The organism is Desulfosporosinus metallidurans (assembly GCF_001936615.1).
Lineage (GTDB): Bacteria > Bacillota > Desulfitobacteriia > Desulfitobacteriales > Desulfitobacteriaceae > Desulfosporosinus > Desulfosporosinus metallidurans.
In genome coordinates, this window is record NZ_MLBF01000045.1 from 1 (window position 1) to 23,926 (window position 23,926).

Below are 23,926 nucleotides of genomic sequence, written 5' to 3' on the forward strand. Positions count from 1 at the left end.
GCCAATTTGGTTCGCTACTTCAGTTTTCTTTTTATGTATTCCTTCGACATGCTGAGTTCTGACTTTTTTATTACGTGGGTCACCCGTGAGCAGAAAATCTGGCATCCTATTTCTATTAGCTCGTATAACTGCAAACACTTTCTATAGACTGAATTCTTCATTATTCTGTAAAACCCTGCCAACAACTGTTCTTTTTTACAATATTCTTAATTTTACACTATTAGCACGGACCTTCTGCTTGAGGGTCTATCTTGCATAGCTTACTCTGCGTAAAGCATAACACTCAGCTCAGACAATTCTATGTGAAAAAGGAGCGAAGCCTAAGATTCCCTTAGATTCGCTCCTTTTATTAATTATCCGCTCAACTGAAACTCTCTCCGGTTCTATCTTCAGCACATCAGCTGAAATACAAAAACTTTCCGTTTCACCCTACAACACTAAGCCACAAATCTAAGCTTTCTTCAGTAGATTTGGTCACAAGTTTAAAAAAATTCCCGTAATCGCCAGTGGTATGTGCCAGGTCGAGGGAATCATAGTATTCAGAGCGTATATCTTTTTTGATGATCACAGGGGGAAAACCTGCTTTCATAAGTTCAAAATTAAGCAAAAGTCTTGCTGTTCTTCCATTACCATCAACAAAAGGATGAATTTTGATAAACTCGCCATGCAGCAGAGCCGCTCGTTCGATCGGATGAAGTCCCTGCCATTTGACGTTATATTGCACTATCAAGTTTTCCATTTTTTCTTTGACAAAAAGATGCTGAGGAGGTCTATGCTTAGCACCGCTTATAATAACGTTCTCAGTTCTGTACGCTCCTGCATTGTTTTCATCAATAGTTTTCAGGACGAGCCGGTGAATATTTTTGACATCCCATTCGGAGAGATCGACATCCTTCTTCACAAGTTCCTCTAGATACACAATGGCGTCCTTATGATTAATAACCTCCAAATGTTCCTTCATTGACTTCCCGCCAATGGTGATACCCTCAAGCACCACCTTAGTTTCAGAAATACTTAGGGTATTACCTTCAATAGCATTAGAGTTATATGTCCATTCGATTAGCATATTTTCCCGTAGCGATTTAACGGTATTTACAGGTAACGGCCGTTTCTCATTGAGCCGTTTCTTCTTTTGATCTATATGTTCAAAGGTCACTAATGACACCTTCTTTCTTAACTTATATCACATAAAACTATAGTTAAATTTTACCACATTAATCAAAGCAATGCTAATCCATAGTGCCATCTCGAACTTATTTTCAATTGTTCTCACCATTACGAACTCTAAATCCCTGTATAGCAAAATCCAGCTAATAATGGCAGTAAAAGCAGGGATTAGATTCAGGAATATCCCCGCTTGGCTGATTCCAATTGCTCGAATGGACATATTCCAGAAAATAAATGAAACCACAGACGGAAAAATAGCGATGTAGTTATTTGAGATAAGTAAAGTAATGGAGGCTTTCGCATCAACACGCGAAGGCCTCCTCTTACTTATTACTTTTATGTTTGGCGTCAACCGCTCGCTGCAGCCCATTGAACTTCTTCAAGAAATTTAACCTGGATCTTACCCTCTAGTAGGTCTTCAAATTTTTGGGCTGCTTCCTGAAAATAAGCTGAACTCCCATGGGCCTTGAAGGCCTCTTTATCCTTGTACTTTTCAAAGAAGACTATTTCAGTTGGGTCATTCTTTACCACATGGGGTATGTACATCAAACAGTCCTTTTCCTTAGAAAGAACTTCCTTGGCCAATTGAGTACAAATTTCGGTCACTTCGACCTCTTTGCCAGGTTTTACTTTTAAGGTTGCCAGTAACGTCAACAATTCCAAACAACTCCTTTGTTTTTCCACCGGAACGCTGTGTATTCGCCTTCGGTCAAAGCCATTTATTATGGTTAAATCTTTAGTAACTATATTCAACACACAGGCAATTTTTCCTTCAAGCGATTACTTCTCCCTGTCCCACACGGAAAAGGAGAGCCCCTTGCGCGGCTCCCCGAGGATCTGCTGCAATTCCACATCGGTAATTGCTTGCTGGCATAATTCAGGAGTTTTTTGATTTGTTCCATATCTCTCCCCTCCTTGTAAGATAAATATAGGGTTCAGGTCTTAAAACTAACCCGAACGTTCCTTGACAAATTACTCTTTAATGTTCAGATGAATTAGTTTGACACGCTGGATCTCTATCGTTAAATATCGTGCTATAATCACTTTTGTCAGAGAGATAGATGTGCGTACCTCCTGGATCCCTCTTTTGAGGCTTATCCGTAATATAGCGTGTCACTCCACAAGAATGATTCGATGTTTAGCTGGTTGGGTCACTGTTTAGTGTTACCCGTTTCAAATGCAAGGTTGTTTGACATTCTTCCTTAGTGGATGCTCTGATTCATTCTATTTGAAAGGTTGGGTTCCCTTGTCTCAGTTTCTTAACGATTTCGTGGTCGGAATCGATGTTTCCTCCGAATTCTCGATTGTTGCTATGCTAGCACCCACCGGAGAACTTATCCGTAAACCGTTTAGGATCGATCACAATCCTGCTGGCTTTCATAAACTGCTCGATATTCTAAAAAAGAAGAAGAGCGGTTAAATCGAAAGCCCATCTACTTCGTAGAATCTACGGGTATCTTTCATTTACCACTCTTCTTCTTCTTGAAATCGAATGACCTCAAGGGTTTTGTGCTTAACCCCTTGTGTGTCCATTCTACCAAGAACTTCGACTTAAGAAAAGTGAAAAATGATAATAAAGATTCGGAAGCCATCGCTCGGCTTGCTAAATACCAAGATATTAAGGTTTCCATGATGCCTGAGCCACAAATCCTTGCTCTTCGTGAAGCTGACACAGATGTCCTCACTCTATTAATCTCTAAAGCCAGTCGTAAGGGTTTAGAGTGGGCCTCTAATAAGGTGACTTTGCTACGTGACTGTGCTCAACTTGTTTCTTCCATGCCCAGTGAATTTTCATTACTTGACACTAAGATTAAGTTTCATATCGATGGGATAGAACACATGCAGGCAAGCTTAAATGGCATCGAGGCACAAATCCACAAGATGATTGATTCCGATGAATTCCCTGCTGAAGCAAAGAGAAACGTTGAGCTTCTTGATGAAATACCAGGCGTTGGATTTTTGACTGCCGCTACGCTGATTGCTGAGATAGGTGACTTCAGTCTTTTCAATTCCCCTAAAGCCCTCACAGCATTCTTCGGTCTAGATCCCTCGGTCAATCAGTCCGGTAAATTCAATGGGGACCGAAACAAGATCTCGAAACGAGGAACACGAATTGGAAGAAGGATTCTTTTTACCATCGCTATGGCCTCCATTAGAACTACTCGGAATGGCAAGGAGATCAACCCAGTTCTTAGGGAGTTCTACACGTCGAAATGCGTTAGCAAGAAGAAAAAGGTGGCTCTCGTAGCCGTCATGCACAAACTTCTCCATTATATCTATGCTGTTCTTCGTGACCAAAAGCCCTTTGTGATTAAACGACCTGAAGATCATCAAACTTGGAGGACAACAAAGCCTCAACCAGCAGCTGCTTAAAGGAATAGTTTATACAACAGAGCCATTCGGATCGTGACAAGGGTGATGCGAGGGATACCGGAGGGCGTTAGACCGAGGATATGCTCGCCGTCATCCCATTGACTCGTGCACTACACCCAAAAGCTTGAAGACTGCAAAGTCTCTTTTCCCCCAGAGAGTTACCCCAGATTAAAAGAGAGTTTGCTTGGCAAGCGCCGAGCGTTTCGTGTCCCTTTTTATACGTTGGTTTAGTCATTGTTCGGATTTTTCAATGGCTTGGTTTGACATACCCTCCTTTTTTGAAACAACAATTAAAGATTAATCAATGAACCTCTTGACTTTTATTAGCTGGTCTTAGAATGAACTAATAACCTCTAAGTAGGATAACCGAAAATGAAAAAAGGATGTTGGGATATTTATGGGATATTAATTAGGTAGTTTTGAATGGAGAAGCCATGGATGATTGGTCGTTTAGGTTGCCAGTCTCAAACCTAATTTTTCGGCAAGTGTAACGGCTTCTCTAAATTCTCTCGAGCTTACCCTTCGCGAGAGTTCTTCATATTTATAGGCCTGATGGGCGGGGCGATACTGATCCATAAGGTTGACTAGGCAATCCGGTGATAACTCCGCTTTAATAAATCTTAAGATTCCTTTCGTATCCTCCAACCCGCCTGGCATCATAAGATGCCTAATAATCAAGCCGCGATAAGCTATGTCTTGTTGATCCGTTTTTAATCCCCCGACTTGACGATCCATTTCTTTTAAGGCGGCTTTCACTTATGAGTGATGTCAAAAGAGATGGATATTCAATGAATGACCAGGAAGGGATGCATATTTAACAGCGGATGCTATCTGCCGTTCCACCCTTTACCAGTAATCCTCCATTTCAGTATTAATAGAAATTGTTCTACATAATCATAAATACCCCAGTTATCCCTCTTTAAGGATTGCTTCCGTCTTTCAATAGATGGATGGTATTCTATTTCGATATATCTCTTATATCGTTTGTACAAAAAATTGGCACTACTAATTCTTCGTGTAGCTGCTGCTTCATGTTCAATACTACGAGCCAATTCCCAATAAGTATCAAATACATCTTTTGAAACTTCAGCTACTTTCATTCCCTTTTTATCTGCCCTCAATTCACTTATTTGTCCCCAATATCGTACATTGCATATAATTCCGATGTAACCAAAATAAAGAATCAGTATGGGTATAAACAGAACGAAAAACCATGGCGTGAATTTCCCCAAATAAGTTCCCAAAGGTAAAAGGAGAAAGAGGCACAAGGCGACAAGTGCTGCGTTCCGGGCACGTTTCCCTATCCTCAAAGGATCCCAATAGACTATATGAATCAGTTCATGGCATAAAATCGCTCTAAACGTTTCATCCATTACAGGTTCACCTTTTTGGCTCGCAAGATGCCCCAGCGTATTAATAAAACCATTTGTAAATTTGACAGCTGGGCTGCTATCCTTTTCAATAACAGCATAAGCGTTTATTCCTAATTCCTGTACTATATCAATACAGACTGGATTTCTTCTCAACCACTAGCCCTATCGCTTTTCTAGCGCTATAAAAATCCATGAAGTAATTAACGATGTCCTCGACCCTAACTCTTCCGTTTTCGTCCACATCCTCAAGCATTGCTTTAAGCAATACTGGTTTATAGGAAAAACTCATATCCATAGTCCTGACCATATCCATAAACTTATCCTTCATATTGGCAGGATTGATTAACTCCCAGCCATACTGTTTGGCATAGCTCTCTACGGTTGCTTCCTTAAAGTATTTAAAGCTCCTTTTATCCCCGAATGGCACCTCTAAATCTGGGGCTATCTTTCCTTCACGCAGATACCGTTCAATGGTTTCCGTTTGAACATCGACCATCCTTACAAACTCATGCTGAGAAATCATCCCTTTCACTTCATCCTGCCAGTTAAATAAATCTATCAGCTCATAATCCGCAACATTCACTGGGAAATCCAGAAAAACAGACGGCTTTTCTCCTCTGGCGATTAAATCTCTGTCCAGCTCAAACTGTTTCTGTGAAGCAACAACGTACTCTCCCGCCCTATATTCCTTCAGGTTAAACATCCTGTGCAGAGAGTAGGGCATGTTAAACAAGCCCGCATTATCAATAAAATCAAAGACCATCAAGTAGTCCTTACCCACACACTTACGCATTCCTCTGCCCAGTTGCTGAACATAAAGTGTCTTGGAAAGCGTCGGCCTGGCCATGAACAAAACCTCTGTTTTCGGACTGTCCCAGCCCTCGTTTAAAAGGTCACAGGCACATAAGATTTGGATATCCCCATTTTCGTACTGGTCTAAAATCCGAGACCTTTCCGCTGACTTCATAGAACCGGAAACAGCCTCACAATTGATTCCCTGTTGTTTAAACAAGGTCGAAATCTCATGAGCGTGGTTTACAGAAGCACAGAACACCACCGTTTTCTTGTCCTTAACATATTTCAGGTAGGTTTCGGCTAGGAGCTTATTTCTCTCCGGCACAAAGAGTTTGCTTTCTAAGTCCTGAGCGTAATATTTAATGCCATTAATTCTTACAGTGGAAAGATCAACATTGGTCTTGACCCGAATACACCTGATAGGCACAAGCTCCCCAAATTCTACGGCTTGCTGCAAATCCAGTTTATGGGCAACGTTCTTAAAGTCCTCCAGGATACTCTCACCATCTGCTCTGTCCGGGGTAGCCGTAAGCCCCAGAGTGAATTCAGGTTTGAAATAACTCAAAACCTTCCTATAAGTATCTGCTGTTCCATGATGACATTCATCGACAATGATATAGCCAAAGTCATCCGGTTTAAACAGTTCAAGATTTCTGGCAACACTCTGAATGCTGCTGCAAACTACATAAGCATCTTTAGCTTTTTCTTCAGCCACATAGAGGCCTGTCTCCGCCTGATCCCAAAGTTCTTCAAACGTGCCTTTAGCCTGGGTTATTAGTTCTTTGGTATGGGCCAAGAACAGAGTTCTTTTCCCGAGTCGTTTGGCGTCACTGACTGCTGTCACAGTTTTTCCGGTTCCCGTGGCATGATAGAGCAGAGCGATACTCTCGCCCTGATCACGCATCGTTTGAAGACTATCCAAGGCTGCTTGTTGATGCTCACGAAGTTCAATGAGCTTACCTTTTTGCTTGGGCAGATAATTTTCCAGCATTTTAAAGGATGGAATCTCCCCAACAAAAATTCGCAGTTCATCCTTGACCTTCTCTGGATGGTGCTTCAACTGATTGTAAACCCAACGATAAACCTTCCAGTTTTGATAAATCAGGCTATTTTGTTTGGTGAGATCGTCGTAATATTTGTGTAATGAAACCTTATTGGGGTTGTGATAGGTTTCACCGTCAATTTCAATTGCTATTTTTAGGCTTTCGCTTTCCAAAGCAAAGTCGATGAAACGCCTGTTACCATATATATCTACAACAGAGTACTGAGGAAATAGAAATTCTGATTGTTCCGGACCAAATGTGTCACAAAACAACTCGATAAAGAGATCTTCAGCGACACTACCAAGGCTTCCTTTATGCTTAATCTTATCTGTCAATTTGATTCAGCCCCTCAATTGTCGATAACTTCTTTAAGTAACAGTTTCTTTTTGAAAGCGCCTCTTTCTTTTACTTTTTGTTCTCTGGTGACTTCAAATTCCTGTGAAGAGACTTTTTTATGATCCAAAATCGCATAGACAACTTCAACTAAATCCGCAAGTTCTTCAATGCTCTCGTTCGCTAGATATTCCTGAAGCTCTTCACCCAATTTATTATTTAATAATTTTAGGTATTCCTGATCGGTGACTTCTACAATAATTGCCTGTTTACCGCTTTGCTCGATGATTTGGGGTATTTTATCACGTATAAGTTTGTTTATAGACTTTTACACCCATTGCTTTCACTCGATTCTTTATGAAGCTACCTATTACCTAAATTCTGCATTTTTCTACTAATCCCTGCCAAAAACTGTTCTTTTTACAATATTCTTGAGTTATTTTGAAGCTTATTGGAGGGGTTCTATGTAAATTGCTATTAAGTTGCCTACCTAATTAAAATCATAACATTCGGTCTGGACATTATTATGTCATTCAGACATTCTCGACCTCAGTACAATAAGAAAAAGGCATCGGCTTGATTAAACCGATACCTAATGTTTTGTAGAGCGAATTTTCACCCGTAAATAAGAGTATGTCATTCTTGATTCTTTAAGCCGTTCCAATCACTTCGTCAATCATCTTCAAAAGATAATCCGGGAAGTCATCCGAATCATGTTCAACCGATGTGAGTCGCTGTTTCATTCTTTTTCCGACTTCAACAGCCTCTTCTTGATTACCATACTTGCAGAGTAACTCCAATTCCTCGATCCTCTCAAACAAGGCTTCTGTACAAGCACTTGCATGTCTGTAACTTAAAAAATCGCCTTGCAAAAACCAACCCAAAGTCTTTTCAAAATGCTCTATAATAACTTGTGGATTGATACTTACCTTTCTTAGTACCATGTCTTTTCCAAGGACTTCCTCGGACAGATCCCTTATCTGAAACTCCATATTAAAGCCCTCAAAGGCTGTCAGGGCTCGTCCAAAATCAGGTAAAGGAATATTCTTGCCATCTATCACCAGATAAACTTGATTTTCTTCTTCAGCATGTTGAATCCGGCATGTTCCAATGCTATTAAGGCTATATTGCTCCTTGTTGATGTGAATTGCATTATCAATAAAATACCTATCCGGCTTACGTGCAAGCGTTTTATATCCTATTCCGGTCAATATTTTCTGATGCAAATGTTCGATTGCCACAGCTTGATTTTCTTCAGGCTTAACGAGTATCTCGAACTGATAATCGCCCTCCAATTCTTCTGCTTTCCATACAGAAAATCCAGGCATAATCATATTAGAAATCTCAAATCGATGTATCATTCCGTCAACATCGAGGGTTGATTGCAACTCCTTTTGGATACTAGGTTTCTTAATTGATCAAGTGCTTGTACCCTGCCAGTGACTGATTTTTTTATAATATTCATGAGATATTTCCATTTCGGCTGAGATCTTTATTGGACAGTTTTAAGGTTTCAAGGTTTGCCCATTCGAACACATTCTTTTATAACTTACTCTTCCTAACCTCATCAATAAATGCCGGTCTTTTCTTAAACTCCATAAGCAGTTTATTGAGCATATGTGTCCAGCCATCCTTGTCCTTTAAATGCTTTAAATAGATTGCTTTAACCTTCCCAAGATATTTAACAGCTTCCTTGTATGTTTTTCTATCACCATTTGGAATTCTACGATATGCTTTTTTGTAGTAGTACTCCAGAATTTCTTTTGGATATTCTTTTTCAAGTTTTTGTGCGAATATGTCGAAATCAGAAAAACTGGCATATCCCCATTGGTTTTTTGGTGGGGAAATCATCGTTTTAATAACAGTGTCCTTCATTCCCTTTTCAAGACAAATACTCATATAATCATGAATATTGTTGTTCTGAGCCTCATCAAATATTTCGGGTTCAATTTTTTCCCAATCAGATTCAGATAGATAATTTTTCATTCTCTTATATTCTTCAAAATACCTTTTGTGATGGGTCGTTTTATATACTAGAATCAGCTTCTCTTTCGCCTTTTCATAGTCACCATTTTTATAAAATGTAAATAGTCTTTCCAAAACATAGCTTTCACTATTTTTTCTTTGCATTGCAATTTTAGCAATCGATTCAAGATGGTCCCTATCCTGTAACTTCGAATAATGGTCAATTAGATAATCATATAGCTCGGTTAGTCTTCCGTCTCCCTGCTCGATACCCTTTTGAGCTATTTCAAGCGCCAATTTCTTATTTCGTTTGCCGATATAATATTGGACTAAATCCCAATAATCCATCCCATATTGAAGGTTTTTAAGTCTCTCCTCCAAGTATCTGGAATCATCCTTTAGCTGATCCCTGTAAATCCGCATGACAAGCTTCTTTCTCCAATCGGACTGCCTACGATTAAGCTTTTGCACAAGAAATTCCCATTCGTCTTTTTCTTTGCACAATTCAAAAAACAGATCCATTAGACCGTCATCAAAACCGGAATTACCTGCATCATATTCAACAAAAGCTGCCTCCATGAATCGGCGCTTAGCTTCAGGTGTAATATTATCTTCCTTTATCAAGACTGAAATCTTCTCTAGCCATTCATAAACCTCCTCTTCTTCCTCCTCAGGGCCTCCTCCATAGCAATTAAATTCAGAAATTATGCTCTGAGCATTGTTCCAATATTCGAATAACAGCTCATCATGAATTTTGGGAGATTTACTTTTCTTGTTTGAATTTGAAGCTTTCTTATTTGTATCGCAATTTTGTTCAAGCCATTCCAGCACATGCAATCTTGCCTGTCCTTCTCTTTGTATGAGATTCATGATTAACTTTATGAGTTCATTTGAATTCAAACTCTCTAGCCCGTCTTTAATCGAAAACTCACTCATAATTTGTTCCATCCTCTACAATTAAAATGCAATTCACTATGTAACTCCTGTAATAACACAAAGCACCCCTTTTTTCCTCTTAAGTTATATCAGAAATTCCGTAGAAAAGGCCCCCACCGTTTTCGATGAGAGCCGAATGATTAGGATAGCTTCGCTTGGACAACTTGGTTAGGAAATACTTCTCATCATTTCTTCTGTAGTAGGTATCTTTAAAAACCTATTACGAACAGCCTTTAAAGAAAATATCTTATATTCAAGGAACCTGAGTGCTGAGTTAGTCATCCAGTAAACACTAAGGACAGCAGGAGCTTTCCAAAGAAATACTAGTCCAATCGCTACTGGTACAATAAACATTAGAAACGATTTAACTTCTGCTGTAAAACCACCTAATGCTTGGAAGACACCCGCCAAGATAGGAAGAACGTGTAATGAATCGGGAGCATGAACACTTAATACCCAAGGGACCAACATACTTCCCACTGAAGTACTTAAATTAATAATCGAAGCGTACAGAGAAAATAGGATCGGGGCTTGAACTACGAGCAATAACGTAGATAGGAAAGTGTTCACCTTATATTTAGAGGCGATCTTCAATAATTCTTTATCTATCTTTTCGGTCTGATTCTTAAATTTAGTGGTTAAAAAAGATTTGACCTGATTAAGATTAGACGTTGTGAATTGATCTTTATGTTGTTTTGCGGATAAAGGAAGGAGACATAACCTTATAACCAAGGTTACTAGAATCACAGCGATAAACCAGTCCCCTGTCAAGCCTATAAATTTTGTCAATAAGACAGTAAATGAAGAACTAAAAATACTCATGTTTTTCCTCCTTAGTTTTTATAACTCAAACTAAGGAGAAGATGTGGTGGATCATCATCAGTATCAATCTTAATCATTCTTCGAACAATCAAATACTTATTTGCTAAAATAGTCAACCCATTTGAGATAAGTCTAGAAATACCAATGTTCTTGCTCTCTGATGCTTTAAAACAATATTTGCCACGTTTAACGAAGGTAAAACCTAGCCAAGATAAAGCCAGTATGATTGTAACGTTGAAAAGTAGTAATAACCAAACATGATTATCTATCGGCACTGGCTCACCTCCAAAAACAACTTTAATTAGATAATTATATACTCACTATCAAACGATCACAAGTTATTTAATACGTCTATTTTATACGTAATTTTGCGCTAGGAGATACCGGTTGAGCCCGGTACCCCCTTTGCTTAGAAATGAATTCATAACTAAACTATGCTGTATTCTTATCTTCGCGCCTGCTCATTTAAGCTGCTGATTATTCCGGAAAAAATCTTGCCAAGGATCATTGCCGCCGATCCGCCGGAGCGCCTCCGCCATATCGATACCGTCGGGAGCCACCGTGTCCAGTTCAGCCCACGCGATGGGCATGGACACCCCGGCCCCTTTCCTCGCTCTCAGGGAATATGGGGCAATGCTGGTAGCACCTCTGCCGTTGCGTATCCAGTCGATGAAGATCTTGTTGGTACGCTTGGCCTTTCTCACATTGCTTGTGTAGCGGTCTGGCCACTTCTGCTCCATCACATCGGCAACGCGCTTGGCAAAATTATGAAACCCATCCCAGGCAACGGCAGGTTTTAAAGGGACAACCACATGGTATCCTTTGCCGCCGCTGGTCTTAAGATACGAGTTCAGGGAAAGTTCAGCAAGAATATTTTTCACATCCCGCACACCCTGGCGCACCCTGCTCAGATCCATTCCCTCATCCGGGTCCAGATCAAAGACCATCAGATCAGGCTTTTCCAGCTCGTCGACACGGCTTCCCCAGGTATGAAATTCCAGTGTGCCCATTTGTGCTTCGGCGATCAGCCCGGATGTATTCTCAATATAGAAGTAGTCTTCCAGTTCTCCGCCGCCGGTGGAAATAGGAATGGTCACGATTCCTTTGCTGCCCGGACCGGGATGCTTCTTATAAAAGCAGGTCTGGGAGATGCCCTTGGGACAGCGTACAATGCTGAGGATCCTGCGGCTCACATAAGGCAGCATGCGCTCCGCCACCTGGGCGTAATACCGGATCACATCCACTTTGGTGATTTCCGAATCGGCAAAGATCACCTTATCTGGGTTGCTGATCTTAATTCCTTCAATGATGATACCGTTGGTGTTTACTTCCACAACGCTCTCTGCTTTTTTAGCACTTGAAGGAGGCTTTAGTTCCTTATCCGCTTTTTCCTCATCTGCGTTTTCCTTTTTGATATCCCTGGGATTCTTGTCCCTCCGCAAGCCTTTAAAGCTGGCCTGCCTTAACAGATGGTCTGCGGTCCATTCGGCAAATTTAATTTCCGCGACCAGTTCAGGTTTGAGCCAGGTGATCTTTTCCTTCGTCCTGGGCTTGGGCACGAGTTGGAAAGGGGGTTCCATTCTCTTCATGCCCGCAAATTTTCCCTCCAGCTCTTTCCTGGCAGCTTCGCTCAGGCCGGTGCCGGCACGTCCGGCATAGACTAATTCCCCATCTGCATAAACGCCCAGGAGCAGGGAACTTACCCCGCTGGTTTTTCTATCGGAAAGCGTATATCCACCGATGACAAATTCCTGCCTTTGATCGCATTTAAGTTTGATCCAGTCGCCGTTTCTTGCGCCGCTGTAGGCGGAATCGGCTTTTTTGCCGACGATCCCTTCCATGCCTGCCTCACAGGCCGCGCGGAAACTTTCCTTGCCGTTTCCACTCACATGTCGGCTATAGTGGAGGTTCTGGGGGGCATCCTTCAGCAAAGCTTCAAGGGTTTCCTTCCTGTCAATCAGGCGGTGTCCCCGAAGGTCCGCTCCATCTAGCGCCAGGAGATCAAAGACGATATAGGTCAGGTTTTTGGCCTGGGGATTTTTCAGATAGTTCTGCAGAGCCTGAAAATCCGTCTTCCCCGCTGCGTCTGTGATGGCCATTTCGCCGTCCAGGATCATCGCCCTACCGCCGACCCATTCAACGAGGGAAGAGGCGACATCCCGGAACCGTTCGGTATAATCATGGCCGTTCCTGGTGATAAGCCGGACGCTGTTGCCTTCAATATACGCCAGTATCCTGTAGCCGTCGTATTTCAACTCATAAAGCCAATCCTCACCCTTAGGAGGGGTATGGACTAATTGGGCCAGCTGCACGCCGGTACTGCTGAAGGGGTTGCTCGTGATCTTTTCGTCTTCCCCTTCTTCAATTTCCATCATGGTGCGTCCGGTTCTGATACTGGTGGTAAATTCAGAAATCCAGTCGGCAGTTTTGGCATACTCATCTTTTTCTTTAAGTAACAGCCAGTTATCCTGCTTCTCGCTAGCTTTCCCTTTCAATCGCACCAGAGCCCATTTTCCCTTAAGTCTTCTTCCGTTCAGAACAAACTTCAACACACCTGCACGGAGCCCATCCTCCACATCCCCATAGGGTTCCTAGTACCCTTCATCCCAGAGCATGACCACACCGCCGCCATATTCCCCTTTGGGAATCGTCCCCTCAAAGTTTCTGTATTCCAGAGGATGCTCTTCCACCCGTACAGCGAGCCTCTTGTCCCGTGTATCATAGGAAGGACCCTTGGGCACTGCCCAGCTCAATAGAGCTCCGTCCCATTCCAGGCGGAAATCGTAGTGATCTCTATGGGCCAGATGGTGCTGGACGACATACCTCAGACCCTCTTGGGCAACTTCTGTTATCCCCTCCGGTTCCAAGGTTCTGGCAAAATTCCTTTTCTGGTTGTACTCGTTGAGTTTTGCAGTCATATAATCACGCCGGTTCCTTCTCTTTTTCGTAGCTATTGTTTCCAATTGAATTATAAGTATCCGGTCGTTTCCCATGCGCTTCCTGTCGATCAATACCCACTGGGCTAATACTTGCTAAATAGAGGTAATAAGCCTCTCATTTGGGATACGGCCATAAGTCGCTTTTTGAAAGACCTTGACGATCTTATGCCCTGTATACATATCTTCCATATGACCGCTAAGTTGACCAACTCCTTCTGGCGCAAAATATTTTACACCGTTCCAAGCCCTTGCTTATCCATCATTGGATTTTCCGGAATTTACTGATCATTAACTTTGTTAACTATTTCTTTCACCTGCAGTTTCGCGGCTGGAGACAAGGCATCTGCCAGGTAATTACGATCTATTCCTTTTTTTCCCTGATATTCCTGCTTAATTCTTTCATTAGCCCCGTCGATCTCAACCTTCAGTTCTCTGGCGGATAATAGGGCACATCCTGCCCCCCTGATAATGAGCTGTTGTAAACCGTCTGACGTTGCAACTGTGATATTATATTTTTTCTGATTATCATGCGCAAATTTTTCAATATACTGGTCCGCCGTTTGTGCCTCCCTGGTATATATCATATGGATATTATGATAGTCGATTACTTCCTCTAAATGTCCCTGAACACGGTAAGCATCAAACACAACGATAATCTTACATTCTCGAATCCCCTGATAATTACTGAGTGCATCCAGCAATTTCATTCTGGCACCGTCCATATTGTCATCTACAAGCTCTTTCAGCTCAGGCCAGGCATGGATAATATTATAGCCGTCCACAAGGAGATACTCTTCTTTGCTTTCCTTCTCTCTGCTAACATTGGTGATCGGCTCATAATCGCTTTCGCGGGCTGTATTGCGTCTTTTCCAGGCAGACTTCTTCCCTTGGTTCGCATAGAAGGTTTTATTGATAATTTGGTTAATCTCATCTAAACTGATCCACCGCTCTTCTGTGTATGAGGCCTGGTTTGGGGCTGTTTCTCCAGACGAGCCTTTTTTCCGAAGATAGCTTTCAACCTGCATGTAGTCCTTTACTGCATCCCAATCCACCAAAAAACCTGCACCATTGGCACAAAATACAGAACCTGTCGGATTTTCTAAGTCTCTTTCCGAATCATAGCCGAACCTTTCTATGACCTCTTCTGCATTATGGCATGGTTCGTACCCTTTCAGGCTGCTGAACAGCCTGCCAAGTCCTCTGGTATAGGCGACTACCTCTTTCTGATAATTTCTCATGGTGACAACAGGGGCGCTCCCCACAAGAACCGCCATCTCGCCATTTGTTTGTGATAGTTCGCATGTACCATGCATTTTCTCAATATCGCTCATAGCTCTTCCAACCATTTTCTCAGGCAGTTCCAGCTCAAAAGCATAAAACGGCTCTAGCAATATGGATTCTGCCTCTTTTAAACCCTGGCGCACGGCACGGAAGGTAGCCTCTCTAAAGTCACCCCCTTCGGTATGCTTATTGTGTGCTCGACCTGAAACTAAAGTGATTTTCATATCTGTAATCCCTGACCCAGTTAGAACTCCTTTATGGGCTTTTTCTTCCAGATGGGATAAAATAAGTCTTTGCCAGCTTTTACTTAAGTTATCTTCACTGCATTCTGCCCCAAACTGAAGACCACTTCCCGACTCACCCGGCGTGAGTAACAAGTGGACCTCCGCATAATGCCGCAAGGGCTCAAAGTGCCCCACCCCTTCGACTACATCAGCAATCGTCTCCTTATAGACAATCCTTCCTGCATCGAAAGCCACATCAACACCAAAACGACTTTGTATAAGGCTCTGCAGAATTTCAATCTGCACCTCTCCCATAATCCGTGCCTGAATTTCCTGCAGCTGCTCATCCCAGACAATATGAAGTTCCGGCTCTTCTTCTTCAATCTGACGTAACTTAGGCAGCATCACTCTCGGGTCACAGCCTTCCGGCAGAATAATCTCATAGGACAGTATGGGTTCCAATACTGGTGTATCTGAAGCTTCCTCTATCCCTAAGCCTTCTCCCGGCCTGGTTTGGCCGAGCCCCGTTACTGCGCATACAGAACCTGCCTCTACCTCGTTCACTGTCTCGAATTTCTGTCCGGAATAGATACGAATTTGATTAACTTTCTCTTTCCAGATGCCATTCGTTAAGACATCTTTTACCTTAAGTCTTCCGCCTGTCAGCTTCATGTAGGTAAGGCGGTTCCCCTGCTCGTCTCTTGATATTTTGAATAGTTTAGCCCCGAATTCTTCGGGGTAGGAAGGTATCATGACATATTTCACAATGCCCTGCATAAATTGCTCAACACCCTCTAATTTTAAAGCGGAACCAAAAAAGCACGGAAAAACTTTGCGCTCCGTGACAGCTCTTATAATCTGCGAAGTTTCAATATCTCCCTTTTCCAGAAAGGTTTCCATCATTATTTCTTTACGCATGGCCAGCTGGTCGTAGAAATCGTCCGTCTCAACTTGTCCAAACTCAATACACCCATCATCCAGCTGCTTTTTCAATTCTTTCATTAATTTGTCCTTATCCGTCCCATTCTGATCCATCTTATTGACGAATAAAAAAACTGGTATCTGATACGTGTGCAGGAGCCGCCATAATGTTTTGGTATGCCCCTGCACCCCGTCCGCACCGCTTATCACTAAAATGGCATAATCCAGGACCTGAAGTGTTCTTTCCATTTCGGCCGAAAAATCTACGTGTCCCGGGGTATCCAGTAAGGTAATCTGAGTCTCACCTATCTCAAACATGGCCTGCTTGGAGAAAATGGTGATTCCTCTTGATCTTTCCAGCTCATAGGTATCTAAATAAGCATCCTTATTATCCACCCTTCCCAATCTGCCAATTTTGCCGCTCAGATAAAGCAGACCCTCTGATAATGTCGTCTTGCCCGCATCCACATGTGCCAATATTCCAATGACTATTTTATTCATAATTTATTTCAAATCCTTCTGTTTCTCTGATTCTAAAAATCACAGCCCGTATAGGCCTGTATGTCAATTCTTCCATTATTATCATGATACTAGTTAGTTCGGTATTTGACAATTTTATAGCCATTGAATTGCATTTTTCGCAGAGGAAAAGGGACTAAGCTCGTGGCCTAATCCCTTCGGCATTAATTAGTTGAGGTTCAATTGTCGATAGATCAAAGAAATTACTGTGCAGAACTTCAATTAATTTGGGATGTGATACGCCGCACGGGTTTCGGTTGATGACTAACACCTGTTCAACATCTGGATGTATGAGACATTCGTTCAATACGCCTTCCCCTACCATGCCAGTAGTTCCTGTGATGATTGCTCGAATTTTCGACCTTGTTGATGTCATCTGATTCCAACCACCCTTCGTCTTGTCATAAATTAGCTAACCCTTGTTTAATTATTTGCCGTAATAATTTCTTTTAATGTGACATTTTCGTTCAAATAACGTGCATTTGGATTACTTTCTTTTTTTAATCGGATCGCCTTTTGCGGACAAAGGTTTATACACGCCAGACAAAATTCGCAATTCCCCCCATATGCTGGTTTATGCTCATCAAGTTTTATATTGTTACGCGGGCAAACCTTTACACACGTCCCACATTGATTACAGTCGTTCCCGACAGAAAAATCTTTATCGGTATTAAAGTTTGGGTTTCTTTTGTAGAAATACTGAATGGCTTTGGTCAACATTGAATCTGTGAATGACCCATTCCTGATATATCGCTTCTTTTGATTCACGTCATTTAACAAACGGCTCAAATTTTCTTCAGTATATTTCTTTTTCATCTTTTGCTTCTCAATATTAAAAAATGGTAAAAAGTTATCGATCATGAGTAAACCGTCTGCATATTGAACATGAATATCATTTTCCTCAGCATACCGTACAAACCAATTAACGCCGCCTGCAAGCTTGTTACCATAGGTCATGATGACAAAAATATAAGGGCTCTTAAGGGTGATCTTCTCAATAAATTCCCGGACAATCTTTGGAGCTGCAAAGCCGTAACAGGGAAATATAAGGCCTATCTTTTCGTCTTCGAAATGGAATTGATCACCCTTTAAGACGTTTGGTATCGAATAAATTTCTCCCCCAAATCTTTTTGCAACATCTAAACTGTTGCCAGTAGCTGTAAAATAAAACACTTTCATAATGTACCTCCATTAATTTTATCTTTCGTCGTCGAATAGAATTCAAACACATGAATGTTCGAAATACCCCAATACTTCTTATGGGTGAAAATAGATGTTTAAGGGTTAATACTTTTATAGTTTCATAACTATCGAAACGTTATGCATTTTTAAAGCTGCGCTAAATTATTGCTTCTGTAATGATAACAACTTGCTAACTTCCTCAATTAACTCTTCATTTACTTTGCAGATCAAAAATTTTCCTTTTTTCTCTGTACTAATTAAATCGGCATTCACTAATTCTTTGATATGATGTGAAATAGTCGGAGCACCAATATTCAACGAACTGATGATATCCGTAACAAAGCATTCCGAATCGGTTGGAAAACTAGATTCATGCGTCTCAGCGATTTTAAAATACAATTCCAGTCTATTGGGATTCGATAGTGCCTTAAATATCTTTGCCGCTTTTTTCGTGTCCATATTCCAACTCCAAACTCATGCTATAACGATTCGATAACTATCGAATCAATTGTAACTTTTCTCAATGCTCCTGTCAATAGCTCGCTTCACTGCCAACATTTTATGGCCCTCCAATTTGGATAACTAGAGTCTGCTTCGACTCTGTTCCTTTTAACCCCGGCGTTCAGGTTCAAATTCCTGATCGGGTGACTATGTTGTATGAGTAGGCAGGATTAATGAGATAGAATCAGTTGATCGAAGCAGGTAAATCTTCAAACATTTTTGGTAAGTCCTTACGTCAATTTAGTAGGGGCAAAGGTTATTGCCAGCGTTATTGCTTCCCTCATCGTTCCCATTGCGTATTCCGTAAGCTGTTTTTCCAGATTCCTAGAAACAGGATAAGCCCTACTATACAGGCGAATGCTTCGGAAATTGTATTAGCCCAAATAACTCCATTAACTGCAAATAGCATATTTCCTAAAATCAAAATAAGGATAAAGGCGCTGCCCCTAACCACAGACATAACTGAGGATTGCACCTCCTTTCCAAACGCTTGAAAGATGCTTGTAAAAAGTGCGGATAAGCCGGCAAAAATGGTGGAGCAAAGCTGCGCCACAAGAATGGTTTGCCCGATGGCAATGACCTCAGCATCAATACTAAAGACACCAATGACCTGCGCTCTACCGAACTTTCTTAGACACCGCTTATCCTGATTTCCTTCTGACTCATCAGTTAATACCCACTCCACCCTCAATCACTCTTCAACGCAAAAACAAAATGCGCTGGTGTGAGAATTTCTATCAAATTTCTATCACTTCTCAACCAACGCATTAATATTTGTTCATTAAATTCTTTTAGACCATAACACTTACAATGAAGTACGCCAACGTGCCCTGTCCGTATAAAAGAGCTATATTTGTTATAGTCATTCTACCGTGACCACAGTGACCTGACTCTGAAATATAAGGCACACGACATACTTACAATGAATAACTGCCTCGCATGAGTCATTCCCCTTTCTTATAGAAATTTGCATTTTTCCGTCCCATAACCTAGGATTTTATCATGTTTATTCCACCTTAGCGCCGGGTGCCTCAGCGGTTGATTAATCTTGTTGATCTATTAGCTTGGTGAAAAATCCTGGTCCTGTCAAGACTTGTTCAATTTTAGGCAAAGCGATTCCTAACGCCTCTTTCAATACATCTTCGATAGTTTCTACCGCTACAATTTTAATCTTATTTTTAACTTCTTCTGGGACATCCTTTAGATCGGGAACATTATCTTTGGGAATCAAGGCTTTGGTGATACCAGCACGTTCCGCAGCTATCAATTTTTCTTTTAATCCCCCGATCGGAAGAACAACACCTCTAAGCGTGATCTCCCCCGTCATGGCGAGTTTCGCGTCCACCATGATACCGGTAATCAAAGAAGCAAATGCTGTAAATAGGGCGATTCCTGCTGACGGCCCATCCTTGGGAACGGCTCCGGACGGTACATGAACATGTAAATCTTTATCTTTAAACTGAATGGCATTCATTGGCAACCGAGATTTCAGAAGACTTAAAGCAATCCTTGCCGATTCCTTCATAACATCTCCTAACTGACCTGTTAAGAGGATGTGATCGTTTCCAGGCATTTCTGTTGCTTCGATAAACAGAATCTCGCCCCCCACCGGCGTCCACGCTAATCCAGTGACAACGCCCGGTGGATTAATTTCCTGAGCCATGTCATGCCTGGACATTTTTCTGCCGAGAATCTCCTCCAAGGCATCCGCTTCAACAACATAAGGTTTTTCAATGATTCCAAGTACAATCTTTTCCACGACACTTCTGGCAATGGCAGCCAATTGTTTTTTCAGTCCCCTGACCCCGGCCTCCATGGTGTAGTCTGAAATGATGTTCTTTAAGGTTTCATCACTGACTTGGACATCAGCTTCCGTTAAGCCATGTTCTTCTAGTGCTTCCTTAATTAAATGATTTTTACCAATGTTAAACTTTTCATTCGTTGTATAGCTTGAAAGCTGGATGATTTCCATGCGGTCCAGCAAGGGACCAGGAATGTTTTCCAGGGAGTTTGCGGTTGCAATAAAAAATACGTTGGACAAATCGTAAGGCAAATCCAAATAATGATCTGTAAAGGTATTGTTTTGTTCAGGGTCCAACACCTCGAGTAACGCACTTGCTGGGTCCCCGTTATAACCGGTCATTAATTTATCCACTTCGTCTAAAACCATAACAGGATTCATTACCCCAGCCTTTTTGATGCTTTGAAGGATGCGACCTGGCATTGCACCTACATAAGTTCTGCGGTGCCCACGGATTTCAGCCTCGTCGCGGATACCGCCCAGACTGAGTCTCGTATATTTTCGACCCAATGCTCCCGCGATGCTCTTACCCAGGCTTGTTTTCCCTGTTCCAGGAGGACCCACGAGCAGAAGAATAGAACCATGTTTATCTTTCTTTAATTGCATGACCGCAAGATGCTGTATGATACGGTCCTTTACTTTTTCCAGGCCATAATGCTGCTCATCTAGGATACGCCGGGCTTCTCCAATATCGACGGGTTTCTCCGCCTTCATTTCCCAAGGTAGTTGTACAAGAAGATCTAGATAATTTTGAATCACATTATAATCCGAGCTTGCAGGATTCTGACTTTCCAGTTTGCTTAACTCTTCTAGTGAAGCTGTTTGAATCTCTTCAGGCATGTGTGCCTCTTCAATGCGTGTTTTATAATCTTTCTTCTTTTTGCCGGCTGGTTCGTCTTCATTCAGTTCTTTCTGAATCTCTCTCAGCTGTTCCCTCAATACTGCTTCACGATAATTTTTATTCGCTTTTTCGGAAAACCGTTCCGACATTTCAATCTGGAGCTGAATCGCTTCTTTGTAATGCAAGAAATAATCAATAAATGTCAAACTCCGCTCCTTTAATGACGCTGTTTCCATCAAGGTATATTTCTCTTCCATTGAGAATGGAAGAAACCGTGAGATATATCCTATCAGAATATTAAGATCCTTTATCTCATCAATTGCTTTTATAATACCCTCTGACTCTCTGAATTTGGCTCCAATTTGATGAGATATAGTTTGAATATAGGTCATCATTTCTTTCTGACCGTTTTCGTTGAGGTCTATGACTTCCTGCGCGGAAACTGTTTTTCCAGTGATCATGCTTTCACCAATGTTGATATCCAATACTTCCACACGGTTTAAGACCTTAACTTGAACATGGTATCCTTTTTCGCTGGGGTTCACCTCTAGTATTTCAAGGGCAACGCCTGTTGTGTAGAAATCCTCCACGTTGATTTCGTGTCGGTCCCTATGCCTCTTTAACGGCAACGCCACAATCTCTTGATTTTTGTCTCGAATACAGGCCAGCTCATCCTCGCTGAAGCGGTCTATCCTTAATGGATAAGTCATTCCTGGTAATAAAACAAGATTTTCTATTGCTAATATCATATAAATCGTCTCCTCTTTCATTAAACGAATGTTCATTTAATAATCTTTAAATAGGGAAGCGAGCTATTACCCTCGCTTAAGAACTAGAAATCTAATCGTTTGAGACCGAATGAACCTAGCTCAGACTAGATTTTAAAATCTTTAAGAAGCGCTTTTTGAATGATATAAATCAACTCGTCCAAACGTTCCATGGCAATGTTTTCAGACTCACAACTTTTCACTGCAATCATTTTTACAGGGGCAAACAGAATAGCGTACAAATTATCATTGTTAAAGTTATTTAATATCTTCTGTTTCTTTAAATCCGTCAGCAACTGATTTAAATCCGCCGGTCCCTTCATCGAACCACAACTGCTCTGAAGAACAGGGCAGGTACTAAATTGTTCAATAAAATGAAAAACTTCTTTGTTTTCAATAATGAAGAAATAATACCGTCGGATCAATTCCGCAATAATTTCCTCTCCAACCATATTGGGGCTTAAACATTGAAGCAAATATCGAATCGCATCTTCAGAATATTCCCGATAAATTTCTCTAAGCATGGTCTCCTTATTTTCATAATAGATATATACTGTGGCCGGAGATACGCCAGCGGCCTTTGCTATTTTTGAGATAGATGTGCCCTGGAACCCCTCCTCCAAAATCAACTGCACCACTGCAATTTTAATGCATCTTTGCTTTTCGTCATCTTTTTTTCTCATGCGCGCCGCCTAACTTTTAGATAAAATTGATGATAAATCTATAATAAACGATCGTTCGTTTATTGTCAAATGGAATGATTACAAGAACCTGACACTTATCGACAGCCTTAATTGATTCGGGAATATTCAACTCCGATAAAATTATCCGACCATTGCCATGACTTACCTTTTACAAAACCGGTGGTAAGCGCCCAATCATCCAGCTGTTGAACAGATAATCGATGGTCAATAGGCGGTCCCATTTCCGTAGAAGCCTTGGCCCACTCAATGACCACCAATCGACCGTCCGTTTTAAGAATTCTATTTAACTCACGAAAAAATACAACCGGATCATCAACTTCGTGTATAACGAGTGACGTTATAATCCCATCTACCAATTGGTTAGGGAGAGGAAAACGACTTTCTTCGGATTGAAGAACTTTAACATTGGGGACCTCTAGCTGAGTGAGACTATTAGTTAGATCGTCAAGCATTTCAGCACGTATATCGAGAGCGTACACTTGCTGTACTTCTTTGGCGAGCGGGATTGTAAAAAATCCTGTACCACAACCAATATCTGCCCATACATTGTGAGATCCGAGCCCAATGTCCTTCAAAACTAGAGCTGGGGGCAAAATTGCCTCACGTTCTTTGCTGGTGAGCTTTTTTCGATTCTCAGGATTAAATTTATGTGCCGCCATAGCTGCCTCCTCCAATCAAGTTCGTAACCATTTGGTACCGCATCCTTTTCAAAACTATTCCTTACCGCTTTACCCTCTCAATTGATTTTAAGTTTGGAGTTGAGCTGAGGCTATTTGGACTTCTGAAGAGTCTTAACTGCAGGAAGGTCAAACCTAGATTCACTAGGATACCGTGTTCAGTGGTCTGTCCTTTTTCTCTAGCAGCTTGTATCAAAAAATTCGCTAAACGTTTACCGACATCGCGAAAAACGAGGTTCTCAATGATTCCTAGAGTGTTTCCCAAGCTTTCTCCTAAAACCTTGACCATGCTAATCAAGATCACCGGATCTTGTAGCATAAAGCTACTAAAGACTTTAATGTCTATGGTCCAGACAATCGTATCTTCCATTGCTTCTGCAAAAGTACCCGAATGACTACTATAGACATCCCCAGGTTCTAGAAAAGCGATCGTAAACTCTTTGCCATTTGGATAACTGAGATAGATTCTAACCTTACCTTTAAGGAGAATTAGTATAAAATCCTCTTGCTTTTCCGGGGTAAAAATACGCTCTTTTTTTCGGAATGAACGTTCGTGGGCCGATCGATTTAGGGTAAGTAAATGCTGTTCGCTCAAGGCCTTAAGCAGGGGTATCTTAAGCAATTCATCAAGATCAATCGGGGATAGCTTAGGTTTCATCGTTTAAACCCCTTTTTCATACCCATAAATTTAGATAGAGCATATGATATTGCGCACGCCTTGTCAACGACCAATCTTTTTTTGGCTCAGTAGGTATCGAAAAC

The 23,926-nt window shown here is 41.5% G+C and carries 20 protein-coding genes and 2 pseudogenes; 1 reads left to right on the plus strand and 21 read right to left on the minus strand.

The window, feature by feature from the left end:
- Positions 1-424: 424 nt before the first annotated feature.
- The 3 genes from DSOL_RS19770 to DSOL_RS19780 are packed head-to-tail and all read right to left on the minus strand — an operon-like array spanning position 425 to position 1,824.
- Positions 425-1,156: a Fic family protein gene (locus DSOL_RS19770; protein ID WP_075366522.1), complete on the minus strand. Its 732-nt coding sequence runs from the start codon at positions 1,154-1,156 to the stop codon at positions 425-427.
- Between the two features lie 27 nt (positions 1,157-1,183).
- Positions 1,184-1,537, minus strand: a complete 354-nt coding sequence (locus tag DSOL_RS29620; RefSeq protein ID WP_083642823.1) for an EamA family transporter — start codon at positions 1,535-1,537, stop codon at positions 1,184-1,186.
- Positions 1,516-1,824, minus strand: a complete 309-nt coding sequence (locus DSOL_RS19780; protein WP_075366524.1) for a putative quinol monooxygenase — start codon at positions 1,822-1,824, stop codon at positions 1,516-1,518. Before DSOL_RS19780 ends, DSOL_RS29620 begins: the two co-directional genes overlap by 22 nt.
- A 589-nt stretch (positions 1,825-2,413) precedes the next feature.
- Here DSOL_RS19780 and DSOL_RS19785 point away from each other — a divergent pair.
- Positions 2,414-3,540: pseudogene (locus DSOL_RS19785) on the plus strand (IS110 family RNA-guided transposase).
- Between the two features lie 450 nt (positions 3,541-3,990).
- Here the strand turns inward: DSOL_RS19785 and DSOL_RS19790 are convergent.
- The 18 genes and pseudogenes from DSOL_RS19790 to DSOL_RS19870 all read right to left on the minus strand — a co-directional run bounded on the left by DSOL_RS19790 (position 3,991) and on the right by DSOL_RS19870 (position 23,822).
- The gene (locus DSOL_RS19790; protein WP_207649652.1) at positions 3,991-4,296 is read right to left on the minus strand and encodes a radical SAM protein; all 306 of its coding nucleotides are present in this window, start codon (positions 4,294-4,296) and stop codon (positions 3,991-3,993) included.
- 71 nt (positions 4,297-4,367) lie between these two features.
- Positions 4,368-5,066, minus strand: coding sequence for a M48 family metalloprotease (locus DSOL_RS26890; RefSeq protein ID WP_083642826.1), 699 nt, complete (start codon positions 5,064-5,066; stop codon positions 4,368-4,370).
- Positions 5,041-7,086, minus strand: coding sequence for a DEAD/DEAH box helicase family protein (locus DSOL_RS19795; protein ID WP_235838910.1), 2,046 nt, complete (start codon positions 7,084-7,086; stop codon positions 5,041-5,043). Before DSOL_RS19795 ends, DSOL_RS26890 begins: the two co-directional genes overlap by 26 nt.
- Before the next feature lie 14 nt (positions 7,087-7,100).
- A complete protein-coding gene (locus tag DSOL_RS29105; RefSeq protein ID WP_235838911.1) occupies positions 7,101-7,295 on the minus strand; it encodes a nucleoside triphosphate pyrophosphohydrolase family protein in 195 nt (64 codons plus the stop codon).
- Positions 7,296-7,734: 439 nt separating this feature from the next.
- A complete protein-coding gene (locus DSOL_RS19805) occupies positions 7,735-8,472 on the minus strand; it encodes a DUF7713 domain-containing protein (protein ID WP_427854437.1) in 738 nt (245 codons plus the stop codon).
- A 154-nt stretch (positions 8,473-8,626) separates the two neighbouring features.
- A complete protein-coding gene (locus DSOL_RS19810; protein ID WP_139314543.1) occupies positions 8,627-9,985 on the minus strand; it encodes a hypothetical protein in 1,359 nt (452 codons plus the stop codon).
- Positions 9,986-10,153: 168 nt separating this feature from the next.
- A complete protein-coding gene (yidC, locus tag DSOL_RS19815) occupies positions 10,154-10,807 on the minus strand; it encodes a membrane protein insertase YidC (protein ID WP_075366528.1) in 654 nt (217 codons plus the stop codon).
- A gap of 11 nt (positions 10,808-10,818) precedes the next feature.
- Positions 10,819-11,082 (minus strand): hypothetical protein, encoded by a 264-nt coding sequence (locus DSOL_RS19820; protein WP_075366529.1) that lies wholly within the window; start codon positions 11,080-11,082, stop codon positions 10,819-10,821.
- Positions 11,083-11,268: 186 nt separating this feature from the next.
- Positions 11,269-13,725, minus strand: a pseudogene (gene ligD, locus DSOL_RS19825) (DNA ligase D).
- A gap of 299 nt (positions 13,726-14,024) precedes the next feature.
- The gene (locus tag DSOL_RS19830) at positions 14,025-16,673 is read right to left on the minus strand and encodes a translation factor GTPase family protein (protein ID WP_075366530.1); all 2,649 of its coding nucleotides are present in this window, start codon (positions 16,671-16,673) and stop codon (positions 14,025-14,027) included.
- A 154-nt stretch (positions 16,674-16,827) separates the two neighbouring features.
- The gene (locus DSOL_RS19835; RefSeq protein ID WP_207649653.1) at positions 16,828-17,067 is read right to left on the minus strand and encodes a hypothetical protein; all 240 of its coding nucleotides are present in this window, start codon (positions 17,065-17,067) and stop codon (positions 16,828-16,830) included.
- 47 nt (positions 17,068-17,114) lie between these two features.
- A complete protein-coding gene (locus DSOL_RS19840) occupies positions 17,115-17,870 on the minus strand; it encodes an EFR1 family ferrodoxin (RefSeq protein WP_075366531.1) in 756 nt (251 codons plus the stop codon).
- A 165-nt stretch (positions 17,871-18,035) separates the two neighbouring features.
- On the minus strand, positions 18,036-18,332 hold the full coding sequence (locus DSOL_RS19845; RefSeq protein ID WP_075366532.1) for an ArsR/SmtB family transcription factor: 297 nt from the start codon (positions 18,330-18,332) through the stop codon (positions 18,036-18,038).
- Positions 18,333-18,654: 322 nt separating this feature from the next.
- Entirely contained in the window at positions 18,655-19,059 is a 405-nt protein-coding gene (locus tag DSOL_RS19850; protein ID WP_345788408.1) for an MATE family efflux transporter, read from the minus strand.
- 357 nt (positions 19,060-19,416) lie between these two features.
- The gene (gene lon, locus DSOL_RS19855) at positions 19,417-21,765 is read right to left on the minus strand and encodes an endopeptidase La (RefSeq protein WP_139314544.1); all 2,349 of its coding nucleotides are present in this window, start codon (positions 21,763-21,765) and stop codon (positions 19,417-19,419) included.
- Between the two features lie 125 nt (positions 21,766-21,890).
- The gene (locus DSOL_RS19860) at positions 21,891-22,466 is read right to left on the minus strand and encodes a TetR/AcrR family transcriptional regulator (RefSeq protein ID WP_075366533.1); all 576 of its coding nucleotides are present in this window, start codon (positions 22,464-22,466) and stop codon (positions 21,891-21,893) included.
- A 107-nt stretch (positions 22,467-22,573) separates the two neighbouring features.
- The gene (locus tag DSOL_RS19865) at positions 22,574-23,146 is read right to left on the minus strand and encodes a class I SAM-dependent methyltransferase (protein ID WP_075366534.1); all 573 of its coding nucleotides are present in this window, start codon (positions 23,144-23,146) and stop codon (positions 22,574-22,576) included.
- A 61-nt stretch (positions 23,147-23,207) separates the two neighbouring features.
- Entirely contained in the window at positions 23,208-23,822 is a 615-nt protein-coding gene (locus tag DSOL_RS19870; protein ID WP_075366535.1) for a Crp/Fnr family transcriptional regulator, read from the minus strand.
- Between the last annotated feature and the right edge of the window lie 104 nt (positions 23,823-23,926).